This window comes from Myroides oncorhynchi, from assembly GCF_020905415.1.
Classification (GTDB): Bacteria; Bacteroidota; Bacteroidia; order Flavobacteriales; family Flavobacteriaceae; genus Flavobacterium; species Flavobacterium oncorhynchi_A.
In genome coordinates this window covers 448,778-463,201 of sequence record NZ_JAJJMP010000001.1, presented here as the reverse complement: position 1 = coordinate 463,201, position 14,424 = coordinate 448,778, and the positions used below count along the sequence as shown (strand labels likewise).

Annotated in this window: 17 protein-coding genes; 12 read left to right on the top strand and 5 right to left on the bottom strand. The window is 33.5% G+C overall.

Features of this window, described 5'->3' with window-relative positions:
* Positions 1 to 43: 43 nt before the first annotated feature.
* Complete coding sequence (locus LNQ81_RS01895; RefSeq protein ID WP_229944488.1) at positions 44 to 1,249, bottom strand: aromatic amino acid transport family protein; 1,206 nt, start codon at positions 1,247 to 1,249, stop codon at positions 44 to 46.
* 201 nt (positions 1,250 to 1,450) lie between these two features.
* Between LNQ81_RS01895 and LNQ81_RS01890 the strand changes: the two genes are divergently transcribed.
* Positions 1,451 to 1,867: a Fur family transcriptional regulator gene (locus LNQ81_RS01890; protein ID WP_229944487.1), complete on the top strand. Its 417-nt coding sequence runs from the start codon at positions 1,451 to 1,453 to the stop codon at positions 1,865 to 1,867.
* Here the strand turns inward: LNQ81_RS01890 and LNQ81_RS01885 are convergent.
* The 4 genes from LNQ81_RS01885 to LNQ81_RS01870 all read right to left on the bottom strand — a co-directional run bounded on the left by LNQ81_RS01885 (position 1,864) and on the right by LNQ81_RS01870 (position 5,130).
* The gene (locus LNQ81_RS01885) at positions 1,864 to 2,847 is read right to left on the bottom strand and encodes a YpdA family putative bacillithiol disulfide reductase (RefSeq protein ID WP_229944486.1); all 984 of its coding nucleotides are present in this window, start codon (positions 2,845 to 2,847) and stop codon (positions 1,864 to 1,866) included. The two genes, LNQ81_RS01890 and LNQ81_RS01885, sit on opposite strands and share 4 nt — an antisense overlap.
* 108 nt (positions 2,848 to 2,955) lie before the next feature.
* Positions 2,956 to 3,621: a YceI family protein gene (locus LNQ81_RS01880; RefSeq protein WP_229944485.1), complete on the bottom strand. Its 666-nt coding sequence runs from the start codon at positions 3,619 to 3,621 to the stop codon at positions 2,956 to 2,958.
* A 372-nt stretch (positions 3,622 to 3,993) separates the two neighbouring features.
* The gene (gene azu / locus LNQ81_RS01875; protein ID WP_229944484.1) at positions 3,994 to 4,506 is read right to left on the bottom strand and encodes an azurin; all 513 of its coding nucleotides are present in this window, start codon (positions 4,504 to 4,506) and stop codon (positions 3,994 to 3,996) included.
* A 123-nt stretch (positions 4,507 to 4,629) separates the two neighbouring features.
* Positions 4,630 to 5,130 carry a hypothetical protein gene (locus tag LNQ81_RS01870; protein WP_229944483.1) on the bottom strand — a complete coding sequence of 167 codons (501 nt, stop codon included), beginning with the start codon at positions 5,128 to 5,130 and terminating at the stop codon, positions 4,630 to 4,632.
* A 153-nt stretch (positions 5,131 to 5,283) separates the two neighbouring features.
* Between LNQ81_RS01870 and LNQ81_RS01865 the strand changes: the two genes are divergently transcribed.
* From LNQ81_RS01865 to rplI, 11 genes are all read left to right on the top strand, one after another.
* Complete coding sequence (locus tag LNQ81_RS01865; protein ID WP_229944482.1) at positions 5,284 to 5,859, top strand: DJ-1/PfpI family protein; 576 nt, start codon at positions 5,284 to 5,286, stop codon at positions 5,857 to 5,859.
* Between the two features lie 89 nt (positions 5,860 to 5,948).
* Positions 5,949 to 6,809 (top strand): carboxylating nicotinate-nucleotide diphosphorylase, encoded by an 861-nt coding sequence (gene nadC, locus LNQ81_RS01860; protein WP_229944481.1) that lies wholly within the window; start codon positions 5,949 to 5,951, stop codon positions 6,807 to 6,809.
* A 91-nt stretch (positions 6,810 to 6,900) separates the two neighbouring features.
* Entirely contained in the window at positions 6,901 to 7,800 is a 900-nt protein-coding gene (locus LNQ81_RS01855) for a YihY/virulence factor BrkB family protein (protein ID WP_229944480.1), read from the top strand.
* A 38-nt stretch (positions 7,801 to 7,838) separates the two neighbouring features.
* Complete coding sequence (locus tag LNQ81_RS01850; protein ID WP_229944479.1) at positions 7,839 to 8,264, top strand: DUF2147 domain-containing protein; 426 nt, start codon at positions 7,839 to 7,841, stop codon at positions 8,262 to 8,264.
* Between the two features lie 599 nt (positions 8,265 to 8,863).
* Positions 8,864 to 9,349, top strand: a complete 486-nt coding sequence (locus LNQ81_RS01845) for a hypothetical protein (RefSeq protein ID WP_229944478.1) — start codon at positions 8,864 to 8,866, stop codon at positions 9,347 to 9,349.
* A 139-nt stretch (positions 9,350 to 9,488) separates the two neighbouring features.
* Complete coding sequence (locus tag LNQ81_RS01840; RefSeq protein WP_229944477.1) at positions 9,489 to 9,872, top strand: immunity 22 family protein; 384 nt, start codon at positions 9,489 to 9,491, stop codon at positions 9,870 to 9,872.
* A 257-nt stretch (positions 9,873 to 10,129) separates the two neighbouring features.
* Entirely contained in the window at positions 10,130 to 12,580 is a 2,451-nt protein-coding gene (gene priA, locus LNQ81_RS01835) for a replication restart helicase PriA (RefSeq protein WP_229944476.1), read from the top strand.
* Positions 12,581 to 12,603: 23 nt separating this feature from the next.
* Positions 12,604 to 13,140 carry a DMP19 family protein gene (locus tag LNQ81_RS01830; RefSeq protein ID WP_229944475.1) on the top strand — a complete coding sequence of 179 codons (537 nt, stop codon included), beginning with the start codon at positions 12,604 to 12,606 and terminating at the stop codon, positions 13,138 to 13,140.
* Between the two features lie 106 nt (positions 13,141 to 13,246).
* Complete coding sequence (rpsF, locus tag LNQ81_RS01825; RefSeq protein ID WP_229944474.1) at positions 13,247 to 13,588, top strand: 30S ribosomal protein S6; 342 nt, start codon at positions 13,247 to 13,249, stop codon at positions 13,586 to 13,588.
* A gap of 5 nt (positions 13,589 to 13,593) precedes the next feature.
* A complete protein-coding gene (rpsR, locus tag LNQ81_RS01820) occupies positions 13,594 to 13,890 on the top strand; it encodes a 30S ribosomal protein S18 (protein ID WP_010256901.1) in 297 nt (98 codons plus the stop codon).
* Positions 13,891 to 13,954: 64 nt separating this feature from the next.
* Positions 13,955 to 14,398 carry a 50S ribosomal protein L9 gene (rplI, locus tag LNQ81_RS01815; protein ID WP_229944473.1) on the top strand — a complete coding sequence of 148 codons (444 nt, stop codon included), beginning with the start codon at positions 13,955 to 13,957 and terminating at the stop codon, positions 14,396 to 14,398.
* The last annotated feature ends 26 nt before the right edge of the window (positions 14,399 to 14,424 follow it).

The following is a 14,424-nucleotide window of genomic DNA, read 5'->3' as shown; positions in this document are numbered from 1 at the left end:
TTTATTTAAATTTATGTAATTCGCTGAGTTTAAACTCAATTTGTTAGTCTAAAATTGGGAGTACACCCGCCGTCATTAATACTTGTATTAATAATATACCTACTCCGAAAGCAAAAATCAAGCTAAATGCTATCTTTTGAAAGAAAGTTATAGGTTCTTTTCTTTCTTGCTTTACTTTGATATACATAAGTATTGGTATGAATAGAGATGTGATGACTACTGATATTGCTGCGTAACTAAGGGCTATTACAAAGCCTTTAGGATAGTATAAAGCAAATAGTAATGGTGGTATAAATGTGATTAAGTATAGGATCACTGCATTCTTACCAAACTTCTTTTTCTTACTTAAGTCTTTTACATAGTCAAATAGCGCTAGAGCTACACCTAAGAATGATGTTAATATAGCTGCAGCAAAGAATACATTAAGAGGAATGTTCATCCACTTAGATTCAGATACACCATTGACAGCAACTATGACGGCTTCTAATCCTTTGGTCTCTTTTATAATCGCAAAGAAAGTCTCCGGTTCGATGCTACCTAGTATCGATAATTGCCAGATAAGGTAAACAGCAAGTGGCAATAAACTCCCATAGATAAAAGCTTTTTTAAGTAGCTTGATATCGCCATGTAGATATTTGACCATACTAGGTACTACAATGTGAAAACCAAATGAAGTAAAGATAACTGGAATAGAAGAGTAGAATAGTTTACTTTCTAAAGGCATCTGTAATAAGTTATCTATTTTGATATGTCCACAGATTACTACTATAACAATAAATAAGAATACTAGTTTTATTATAAATATCCATCTTGTTGCTATATCTACTACACGTGCACCTAGACCTACAATGCCTCCGAATAGAATGGTGAAGATAAATGCTGTAATTTGAGGACTTACATCAGTATCTAACCATTTGCTTAAGTTTAATCTCAGAATATCACTACCCCCAGCGATATACGCACTGACTAGGGCATACATTAGTGTTAGCATACTTATTCCAGTGACGATAGAACCTGTTTTGCCTAAGTATTTATAAGTCATTGTACTTAATCCATCTTCTGGGTTATTGTCTTTATATGTTTCTACTAATAGAATGGCGGTATAGCACATGGCTAACCAGATTAGTATCATCACTACGGTAATGCCTATAAATCCTACTCCTGATGATATAATAGGCATGGCTAACATTCCTCCGCCGATTGCTGTACCTGCTATAATAAGGGAACTTCCTATAAGTTTGCTATTCACTTTAATTTGTGTTTTTAGTTTGATTGTAGTAAAAAAATAAATATATGTTTTTATTTTTTACTATAATAATCAAATATGTTTATTTATACTAAAATGTATTATATGTTTTTAAGCTAATGCACTGTTAAAAACAAACTGTCTACTATAAATTACAGGATTGATAAACATTGTTTATCTTTGTTTATGACAAAATGAGAAAATATGAGTACCCTTAGTTTAGAACAAGAATTACAAGCCAAAAAGATTAACCCGACTGCAATGCGCCTATTGGTATTGAAGTTTTTAAAACAGCAAAAGGGAGCAGTATCGCTTGCTGATATTGAAGCAAGCTTTGATCAATCCGACAGAGTGACATTATATAGAACAGTAAAGACATTTGAAAGCAAAGGATTGCTTCATAGTATTACGACTAATAATGTGACTCAATATGCATTATGTGCTCAGGAATGCGATGAAAGTCATCATCACGATACTCATCTACATTTTGTGTGTAGTAATTGTAAAAAGACAATATGTCTAACACAAGTGTCTATTCCAAAAATAGAAATACCAGCAGGTTTTCAGTTGGATGCTATAGACGTAGTAGCTAAAGGGGTGTGTAAGGAATGTAAGTCCTAAAATCGACGATATCGATATTTAGAAAAAATGTGGTTAAGAATGGTAACAGCGTGAATTCTAGAATTCTCAATAAACCAAGTGTGCGTGTTTAAACCACCGCATACTACACCTGCTAAATATAAGTTCGACACACTTGTTTCCATAGTTTCTGTATTGTAAGTAGGAGTACGATTCTCATCTGTAGAAATAGTTACCCCTAATTGTTCTAAAAAGACAAAGTTAGGACGATATCCCGTAAGTGCAAGGACAAAGTCGTTTTTTATTGTCACTTCTTCACCTTTTACGTTGATTAGAATGCTATTATCCATTATTTCTGTAATAGTACTGTTAAATAAAGCAGTGATACTCCCCTCGGCTATTCTGTTTTCGATATCTGGTTTTACCCAATATTTGACATGAGAGCTGATTTCTTTATCTCTAATGACCATCGTTACATTAGCTCCTTTTCGGTAGCATTCTAATGCTGCATCTACAGATGAATTACTAGCACCTACTACCACTACATCCATACCAGCATAGTAATGTGGATCAGTATAGTAGTGAGATACCTTAGCTAGACTTTCACCGGGAATGTTTAGTGGATTAGGGATATCATAGAACCCTGTAGCAACAATAATATCTTTAGCGGTATAGTTATCTTTAGAAGTACCTACTTCAAATAAACCTTCATTGTTCTTAGTGCTACTTAATACAGTTTCAAACAAGTGAATATTTAAAACATTAGTTGTTGTTACTCTACGATAGTATTCTAACGCTTCACTGCGGCGGGGTTTATTCTCCTTGCTAATAAAGGGAATATTATCTAATTCTAATAATTCAGAAGAAGAGAAAAATTGCATATTGACAGGATAGTGATAAAGAGAGTTTACTAAGCATCCCTTCTCGATGATTAGATAAGACAATTCTTTCTTTTTAGCTTCTAAACCACAAGCGATACCTATAGGACCACCTCCAATTATGATTATGTCAAAATGCTTCATGATAATTCTATTTTCTTTTGTAGCTCAAAGTTACAGCTTTAATATTTTAATGAAAAAAAAAGGAGCTACTCAATGAAGAGTAACTCCTGATTATATCCTATAAAAAGACTATTTAGTAGCTTTTGTAGTAATTTTGATTTTGATATTATCGTTGATGATTTTATCTCCTGCTAAATCTTTGATGATTGAACCTGAGTTAAAGTTAACTCCCCATTTAGTTCTATCGATTTCGAATTCATCTGAAGCGATTGTAACATCTGCATCAGTAACAGTGATAACTGCTGGGAATGAAATAGAATTAGTAACTTCTTTTAGCGTTAAGTTTCCTGTAACTACTTGTTTTCCTTTTTCTTCAGCAACAGAAGTTAATTCGAATGTTGCAGTTGGGAATTTAGATACGTTAAAGAAGTGATCAGCTTTTTCCTCAGAAGTACCTTTTAAGTGACCTTCTAAACCAGCTTTCATTTCAGCATCAGTAATATCAGTAACTACAATAGAGTTCATGTCAATTACAAATTTACCATTAGTAACTTTTCCGTCTTTTACGAACACTTCACCTTCTGATACACTGATTGTTCCAGTATGGTTATCTCCTGAAACTTTACCTCCAACCCAGTCAATTTTTGAGTCAGCAGTCGCAACTTTATAACCTACTGCATCAGTTGCAGGAGCAGTTACTTCTTGTTCAGTTGTAGTTGTATCTGCAGTTTTGTTTCCACAAGATGCAAGAGTTAATGTAGCCATTACAGCTAATGATAAGACAATTTTTTTCATTTTATATGCTAATTTGTTGAAACAAAGATACACTGTAAATTATGAATAACCAATTAGTCAGAAAAAAATGACTACGTTTTTTGATGTAAAAAAGCTAAGATTACTAACTTTTAACATATTTTGTGCTTTCATTTTTGAATTAAAGCAATTAAAAAAGATGTAAATAAGAGAATGTTAGATTGTGCAGTTACCTGAGCGAGTCTTTGTTTAAACCCAAAATAAGTAATAGACAGGTAAATAAAATCAAGTATACAAAATAGGTCTGAAGCAGAATTGCTTTGTAGTATTTGGCTAACGTTGATTTCGAGCTAAATAAAAAAGGAGTTGTTTTAAAAACAACTCCTTGAATATTATTAGGCTTAAAAGTATATACTATTCAGCGATTAACTTACCTTGCATTAAAGCGAAGTGAGCAGGGAATGTACATAAGAAGTCATAAGTACCCGCTTCTGTGATTGTAAATTCAATTGTCTCAGACTGTCCACCACCAAGAGTTTTTGTATGAGCTACGATTTTATCACTGTCTTTAGCAGGAATATAATCTGTATCTGCAGCTTGAGCAGCATCAGTAGCAAAAGCAGTCATGTCAGTTCCAGGTTTTAATAACACCCAGTTATGTCCCATAATTGCTTTCTCCATTTTACCAGTATGTTTTAAAGTTAAAGTAACTTTTTCACCTACAGGAACACGAATCTCTGATTGATCAAATTTCATATCATCACCTGCATTGATTGTGATTTGAACACCTGTTACTTCTTCTGGAGTAACTGGAGTTTCAGCTGGAGTTTCAGTTGGTGTAGTTGTAGTATCTGCTTTTTTCTCACCACAAGAGAATAACATTGTACTTGTTGCTAATACAGCTAGAGCTAAGTTTAATCTTTTCATAATTGTTTTAATATTTCTTAAATTACATTTTTAAAGTGCTTTTAAGCACTCATTTTGAGTACTATAAAGGTACGATAAATAACATCACTTTATAGTTAGCAATGCTTAATTTTTGTTAAAATATTATTGTTCTTTAAAAGTAGCTAAAGTATTTAGAAAGTTGTCTTTTTGAGCTTGACTATTATCACCTGTAGTCCATGTTATATATTGATAATTAGCTTTTTTACCATCTAGCATTACCTGTATCATGTACATCATATCTTTATCTTGTGACATCTTGAGCTCATATCTCTTACCTGTAATACCATTAATACGGATATCCTCCTGACTAATCACTTCATAATTAGGTCTTTTGTTATAACTACTTAAGTTTTTATTTACAAAATAATCAAAGTTTTCAGTTTCTTTTTTATCTTCATGTGTTGTTACGATATACATTTGTTTGAATGTATTTCCGTATTGTAAATCCGCATTTGGATACAAATCTTGTATTGTAGCAAATGTTCCAGGTATTTCTATAGAATACAAGTCTGCTACTTTTACACTTTGAGTTGGTGCTACTTTTTGGTTACAGCTAACTAGCGAAGTTAGAAATAATGCTAACATGGCGATTTTTGTTTTCATAAGGTCAATTGTTTTAAATTGCTTTTAGGATTTTGTTTAAAAATACTAAAAAGTAAGATGAGAGTGATTAGTTATCAGATTTTTTTTGATTTATCCATTAAAAAACATCTGTAAAGGCTTATATTAGAAAAATAATAATCAAAAATAGTAGTTATGGCAAAATCAGTTTTAATGTTAGCAGGAGATTTCGTAGAAGATTATGAAGTGATGGTTCCTTATCAGGCATTATTATCAGTAGGTGTAAAGGTAGATGTAGTCTGTCCAGGAAAGAATAAGAATGAGGTTATTGCTACAGCAGTACACGACTTTGTGGGTTATCAGACTTATGCAGAATTAAGAGGACATAACTTTGTAATCAATAAATCTTTTGACGAAGTTAAAATAGCAGACTATGACGGATTGTATATTTGTGGAGGGCGTTCTTCTGAATATATACGTCTAAATAGCAAGGTGATTGACTTTGTGAAATATTTCTTTGAGAAGAATTTGCCTGTAGCAGCTATTTGTCACGGGATTCAGGTATTAACTCCTGCAGGTGTCTTAAAAGGAAGAACCTTAACGGCATATCCTGCAGTAGGACCAGACGTCACTCTAGCAGGAGGTACATATAAAGAAGTAGGAGTAGATAAGGTTGTAGTAGACAGTAATTTAGTTACCTCGCCAGCATGGCCTGGGCATCCTGATATTCTTCGAGAATTCTATAGAATGTTAGGTATTACTATAGGTTAGTTTGTACCATAAGATACATAGTTTGCGATGTTCTATAATGAGACTTGGTAAAACATTTCTTATTTTAGCATCGCAAATTTTTTTTAAACATGATTTCAGAAGCACAATTTAAGGCAGAACTAGATATAATTATTACAAATGCAATACGTGAAGATGTAGGTGATGGTGACCATAGCTCTTTAGCTTGTATTCCTGCTATCGCCACAGGTAAGGCAAAATTATTAGTAAAAGAAGATGGATATATAGCAGGTGTAGAGTTTGCTAAGATGGTATTAGAGTTTGTAGATCCTACTTTAATAGTAGAGGTATGTATTAACGACGGTGCCAAAGTGCAAGTGGGGGATATTATATTATATGTGTCAGGTTCGTCTCAATCTATTCTAAAGGCAGAGCGATTAATGCTTAATGCTATGCAACGCATGAGTGCTATAGCTACGAAGACACGAGTTTTCGTAAACTTATTAGAAGGTACTGATACCAAGATATTAGATACTCGTAAGACTACACCAGGTATACGTGCGATAGAGAAGTGGGCTGTGAAGATAGCTGGTGGAGAGAACCATCGTTTTGCTCTTTACGATATGATTATGCTGAAAGATAATCATATTGATTTTGCTGGAGGGATTAAAGAAGCTATAGATAAAACGAATCAGTATTTAAAAGAGAATAATAAAGAGTTAAAGATAATAGTAGAAGCTAGAAGTATCGATGAGGTAAAACAAATTTTAGCGTGTGATAATGTACACCGTATTTTACTTGATAATTTTGATTATGCGATGACACGAGAGGCTGTAGCACTGATAGGAGATCAGTGTCAGACAGAATCTTCGGGTAACATAGATGAAAGTACAGTTAGAGAGTATGCATTATGTGGTGTGAACTATGTCTCTTCAGGAGCTTTGACTCACTCAGTATATAATATGGACTTGAGTTTAAAAGCAGTATTATAGTTATTAGATAGTTTAAATAAAGAAGCGTTGCTAAAGTGATATCCTTGTATATTACATCCTAAAAAAAGTTTAACAATAGATAAAAGGAATAATGTCAAAGGAAATAGAAGAAAGAATAGATAGGATACCTATCCTTAATGCTATAGTCCGGTCGCTAAAGTGCATCCGATTTAAGGTGTTAGAGGGATATTCACTCTATGATTTAATAGAGCTGTATCTATTAGGTATTATAAAAGGAGCGTTCTCCTATCGAGCAGGATCTATTGCTTTCAGCTTTTTTATGGCTTTATTTCCCTTTGCACTATTTATACTTAATCTTATTCCTTACATACCTATAGATAATTTTCAGGTAGATTTTATGCAATTCATTGCTAGTTCGGTACCACCAACTACTTTTGACGCAGTAGAGTCCATTCTGACCGATATTATGAATAACAGTTATCGATCGCTGTTGTCTTCGGGTTTTCTATTGTCAATTTTCTTAATGACTAATGGTGTATTTGCGATTATAGGAGGCTTTGAGTCTTCTTATCACATTATTGTGTCACGTAATATTGTTCGTCAGTATTTAGTAGCATTAGTGTTATCTGTATGTTTAGCTATTTTAGTTATTTTCTCAGTAGCTTTCTTTGTTACATTAGAAGTGTTTATGTATAAGTTTCATTTGAATTCTTTGCTTATTCAGTGGTCTAGAAGTATCTTTTTATTATTAGTGGTATTAACTACTACTTCTGTATTGTATAAATTCGGAGCCAAACAAACTAAGCAAATGTCGTTTATTTCTATCGGGTCAGTATTTACTACGATACTATATATTTTAACCTCATACCTATTCGGGGTATATGTGTTGCGATTTGCTAGATATAACGAACTATATGGGTCTATTGGAACATTATTAGTGGTGATGTTCTATCTGTGGATTAACTGTATGATTCTATTGTTAGGTTTTGAATTAAATTTGACTATAAATAAATTAAAGTCAAAAAAATAGCTATATTTGATTCATAACAACTAAAATAACCCGAAACTATGAAGAATTTTTTAACAACACTGATACTTGTATTAGCAGTATCAATATCAGCTCAAGCTCAGAGTATCGTAGGTAAGTGGAAAACCATTGATGATAACACAGGTAAGGAGAAATCTATCATAGAAATCTATGAAAAAGGAGGGAAGTACTATGGCAAAGTAATAAAACTATTAAATCCGTCTAAGGCAGATCCTAAATGTGATAACTGTACAGGCAGTGATAAAGGAAAGCCTATTGAAGGACTTGTTATAATAAAAGATTTAGAAAAGAAAGGCAATGAGTACTCTGGTGGTAGAATCACTGATCCTGAAAGTGGAAAAGAGTATAAGTGTACTGTGAAGCTAAACGGAGTAGATAAACTAGATGTAAGAGGTTATATTGGAATATCGCTTATGGGAAGAACACAAACTTGGAAAAAACTATAGTCAGTAGTCGAAAAGTTAGATTTTTAAACATCGTTTAAAATAATAAAAAAGAGTAAGGCTTAAAATACAAGGTCATTAACGCAAGTTAGTGGCCTTTTTTTTGTGCCCATACAGAAGATATCAAAATATCATTTATGTGTTTAGCTCTTCAAGAGTGCGACAAGACCTCTTCAAGAGTTCTTCAACAAAGAACTGGTTTTATAGAGCATTCTTGTAGTAATGTTGAAGAAGTGTTGAAGGAATTAGCATAAAGTATGATTAATACTGGGATTATGAAGGTATGCTTTATCTAGTTTTTTTGCATGTATTATGTAATTGCTTAATTATCAATATATTGTGTTTTTTTTGGTCTCAAAAAAAGTACTACACTTTTTTAGTTAATACCCCTATAAAGAGCTGTTTTTAGTAAAAAATAGTAGAAAACTGTAGTAGCAAGTAGTAAATAATAGTATTTTTAGATATGTTAAATAGACAAGAGTGAATTGTTTTTAAAGTATTGTAGTTATTGGTGTAGACGTCACGTGCTGTTGATACACAGCGGTAGGGTATCACTATACCCCCATTATATTAGATAAAAAGTTTAATTTTAATACTGAGGTATGATGAATATAGAAGAATGTTATTATGCTAAAACAGATTGGGAGAAAGTAGAATATATAAAAGAACTTGAGTGGGAGGATATTGATTCCAAGTGGGATTTGTATAATACTATTCTACTTGATGAAGAAGAGTTTGACTTAGCTAGAATAGAGGTGTTGAAGATTTTAGAATTATACGATATTCCGATTGGTTATAAAGACAGCATAGTAAGTAGTTTATATACTGTACTAACGACTAGTTCAGATGATGAGGTAAAGGAGTATGCTGTGATGACGACTGTGAATTTTATGTCATATTCTTTTATAGTGGATTATGTGAAAGAAGTTGTTGTTGATAAAACACAAGATATAGATTATAGATATAGTGCTTTTGATTCTTTAGTACGTTCACTTGAGGTAAACGAAAAAAAAGAGATACTCGAGAAATTACTGTCAGATGAAGAAATGAAGGTGTCTGCTGAACGGGTGTTTAAGGAGTTAAAGTAGATAGGGATAATATAAAAGTTAGAAAAATGGAAAGCGATATTTATGTGTTTGAATTGATCATTAATAAGTATTCTAGAACACAACTCAGATAAAATACAGAGATAGTGAGCATCCACCATTTATATTTATAGATTAGTTTATGGAAAATACGATGACCCATATTCATGTATGGATAGGAACCTTTATAGGAAGTAAAGAGGACTTTAATCAATATTTAGAAGTTGATAAAGTAAGAGTGAAATTAGATGTTGGTGGGAGTCAATTTGATAGAGATATTGGGTTAAATTGGTATGATGAAGATCACATAGGAGTATATTACTCTGCAATTAATCTATCGCTAAAAGCTGCAGTAGATGAGATAATAGGTGCTTCAGGTATGTTAGAGGATATTTATAATTTATGTTTATCAAAAGGTATCAATGAGGCAAATACAATGCTATATTATTTTAATGATGATTTAGAGGTGGTTACTAGTGATAGATTGTCTAATGGATTGGTTTATATTGGGGTGTTTGAGGTTTAATATATGATTGATGTGCTCTTGAGATACAAGGGTAGGGACGATTACTATAATGTTTTGGAACCTATTTTAAGATGTAAGTATTTTATATTATTAATGTACAATAGTAGAGAGGCGTATCAACATAGGTTTGTATAATAGTATCTTTCACTTCTCCCTATTTTGAGATAAATAAGAGCGAATGCGATACTGAAGAGATGAGATAAAAAGAAAGAGTTTATCTTTGTGGTTATTGATTTCTAAAAAGCAGTATTGTTAGTATGAATTACTTTGTTGAGGTTATTGTCCCATTGGCGTTAGATCCTACGTTTACTTACACAGTAAGTGAGGCAGAATATGAGTTTATCCAGGTGGGTATGCGAGTAGCTGTTCCTTTTGGTCGTTCAAAAGTATATACGGCTGTGGTGATCGAGAAGCATCATAGATTACCTGAATACTACGAGGCGAAAGAGATTAATGAGATTATAGATCTTACTCCTGTGGTGACAGAGAAGCAGATAGTACTGTGGAAGTGGCTGTCAGACTATTATATGTGTACGATAGGAGATGTGTATAAGAGTGCTATGCCGTCACAGCTACTGTTAGAGAGTGAGACTATTATACAGTTTAACCCAGTAAGTAAGATAAGTCCGGACGATCTAGATGATGCAGAGTATTTAATCTATGAAGCACTTCAGGTACAGTCTATCTTAAAGGTAGAAGAGATTATCGCTATACTGAATCGCAAGAAAGTATTTCCTGTAATTAATTCGCTTCTCGAAAAAAAGATGATCTTCCTACAAGAGGAGATGGTGGAGAAATATAAGCCTAAGCAAATACGCTATGTAAAGCTTGCTGAGCAATATTTAGTAGATAATGGTTTAGCTGACTTGATGGAGATAGTGTCTCGCTCTGAGAAGCAGAGAGAGATGATCTTGAAATATTTTCAGTTGCATGCAGTTCACAAGAAGCCGATTACTGTAAAGCAGTTAGTAGAGGAGTCAGAATCTACTTCAGCTATAGTAAAAGCTTTAATCACTAAGGGAATATTTGAAGAATATTATCTAAACCAAGATCGCGTGATTTTCGGTGATGCGACACAGGATGTGATAGAGTTAAGTGATGAACAGAGTAAAGCGCTGTGGGAAATAGGCCAATCACTGGAGACAAAAGATGTGGTCTTACTACATGGGGTAACTGCTTCAGGTAAGACGGAAGTATATATAAAGTTAATTGAAAAGTACATCGCTAATGAAGGACAAGTATTGTTCTTATTACCAGAGATAGGGTTGACCACACAGATAATGATGAGGTTAACTAATTATTTTGGTAATGAAGTAGCAGTGTATAATTCGAAGTATTCTCCTAGTGAGCGATTAGAAGTTTGGGATCAAGTCTTGAATAAATCGGAAAAGTCTAAAGTGATTATTGGTACACGATTATCTGTGTTCTTACCCTTTCAAGATTTGCAATTAGTGGTGGTAGATGAAGAACACGAAGGGAATTATAAACAGCATGATCCTGCTCCTCGTTACCATGGGAGAGATAGTGCAATTATTTTAGCTAAACAACATGGAGCTAAAGTAGTATTGGGGTCTGCAACACCAAGCTTAGAAACATATTATAATGCGACACAAGGTAAGTATGGCAAAGTAGAGCTGATGAAGCGATTCACAAATGTCGTACTTCCAGAGGTAGTACTAGTTGATATAAAAGACAAATATAAACGCAAGCAGATGACAGGGCATTTCTCAGATGTGTTAATCAATGAGATTAATATGGCGTTGTCTTTAGAGGAACAAGTTATCTTGTTTCAGAATAGACGTGGATTCTCCCCTGTGGTTGAGTGTGTGACGTGTGGTGCTGTGCCAGAATGCCCACACTGTGATGTGAGTTTGACGTATCACAAGTATCAAAATGAGTTGAGATGCCACTATTGCGGATTTACATTGCCGATGCCTAAGCAGTGTATGCGCTGTCATAGTGTTGATTTGAGCACTAAGGGATTTGGTACAGAGCAGGTAGAAGAAGAGTTAAAGGAATTGTATCCGAATAAGCGTATTGCACGTATGGATCAAGATACAACACGAGGGAAGTATGGCTTTGAGAAATTAGTAGAGGCTTTTCAAGCGAGGCAGATAGATATCTTAGTGGGTACGCAGATGTTAGCGAAGGGGTTTGACTTTGATAATGTAAACTTAGTAGGGATAATGAATGCAGATAATAGCCTGTATCATCCAGACTTTAGAGCGCATGAGCGTGCTTATCAAATGATGACACAAGTGGCTGGACGAGCTGGTAGGAAGGAGAAAAAAGGAAAAGTGGTTATTCAGACTTTTAATCCATATCACAATATCATACAGCAAGTAACACATTATGATTATATAGGGATGTACAAAGAACAGATGTATGAGCGCTATAATTTTAAGTATCCACCCTTCTATAGGTTAGTGAAGTTGACTTTAAGACATAAAGAGTTTGAGAAATTAAAAGAGTCTTCGTTTTGGTTGTATAACAATCTAAAAGAACAATTAGGTATCCCAGTGTTAGGACCGGAAGAGCCCGCTATTAATAGGATACGCAATCAGTATATCAGAGTTATCTTAATTAAGATACCTCAGAATGTACCACTAGTAAAGACAAAAGAAAATATTAGAAGAATATTAAAGAGCTTTGAGGCTATCGGACAGTATCGTTCTGTAAAGGTAGTGGCAAATGTTGATTTCTATTAGCTTTAAAAAATAAAATAAGAAGAATGGAATTAAAGATAGTTATTTCAGAAGATGCTTTTAAAAGTCAAGAGAGATATGATATTATCTCTTCGAATATCTCATTTATTAACCTAGTAAGAGATGAGGGAGGGTTAATGGGAGAAGTAGTTCATCCGGATGCAATCTTAAGTTATTATGTAGATTATTATTTAGCACAGTATAAGAATGGTAACTTCTCTCAAATCGTGTGGAATACACAAGCTGATTTTGAATTCTTTGAAACAATAGCTGTTGGATTAGAAAAGATGGGAGCTGTGGCTAATCTAGCTTTGTTAACTAAACAAGTTGAGGTACTGAAGGGAATAGATGATGTTGTACTAGAAGCATTCTGTGAGTCTGATTATTTTGGGACTAACCCTACAAGAGATTTGCTAAAGAATGATGATTTCTATGGTTTAGAAGAAGACTTGGTAGATCTGAATGCTAAGTGGTTAAGAGCTCACGCGGATTTAGATGTATTATCTATAGAGGGGATGTATCAGAGAGCGGAGTTGTTATTAGACAAGAAAATAGAGAGATAAGGAAGTGTAAGGATTAAAACTTTATAAAAAGACAAATTAGTTTTGGATAGTATGTATAAAGTTGTATTTTTGCACCCAATTTTGTAACAAATAAAATTTAGTATTTATGAATCATTATGAAACTGTTTTCATCTTGAATCCCGTTTTATCTGAAACACAGATAAAGGAAACAGTAGAGAAATTCGAAGAATTTCTTACTTCTAGAGGAGCTGAGATGGTAGCTAAAGAGGACTGGGGCTTAAAAAAATTAGCTTATGAGATCCAACACAAGAAAAGTGGTTTTTACCATTTATTCCAATACACAGCACCAGCTGAGATCATCATCAACTTAGAGACTGAATTCAGACGTGACGAAAGAGTTATGCGTTTCTTAACTGTAGCTTTAGATAAACACGCTGTATCTTGGGCAGAGAGAAGAAGAGAGAAATTAAAATCTAAAAAAGCTTAATTGTTATGTCAAGTATAGAGCAATCTGCAAAAGGTAAAAAAGACGGAGATATCAGATATCTAACGCCTTTAAACATTGAAACTAACAAAACTAAAAAGTACTGTCGTTTCAAAAAATCAGGAATTCAATACATCGATTATAAAGATGCTGATTTCTTATTAAAATTCGTAAACGAACAAGGTAAAATTTTACCACGTCGTTTAACAGGAACATCTTTGAAATTCCAAAGAAAAGTATCTGTAGCAGTAAAAAGAGCACGTCATTTAGCTTTAATGCCATACGTAGCTGATTTATTAAAATAATAAAAAACTAAGGTTGTTGGTTTTCATTCGTGAAACCTAACTTCTTTTAAAAAGGACATCAACAATGGAAATTATCTTAAAACAAGACGTTCAAAAGTTAGGATTTAAAGATGACGTAGTAACTGTTAAACCAGGATACGGACGTAACTATTTAATCCCTCAAGGAATTGCTATCTTAGCTACTCCATCTGCTAAAAAAGTATTAGCTGAGAACTTAAGACAAAGAGCGCACAAAGAAGCTAAAATTGTAGCTGATGCTAAAGTTGTAGCTGAAGCATTAAAAGCTTTAGATATCAAAATCACTGTTAAAGCTGGTGGTGAGAAATTATTCGGATCTGTAACTAATGCAGATATCGCTGAGGTTTTCGCTAAAAACGGTCAATCAGTTGATAAAAAATTCATCACTTCAGGAGTTATCAAACGTTTAGGTAAATATACTGCAAACGTTCGTTTACACCGTGATGTAATCGTTGAAGTAGATTACGAAGTAATCGCTGAGCAAGAATAGTCTTAAATGATTATATATAGAAAAGA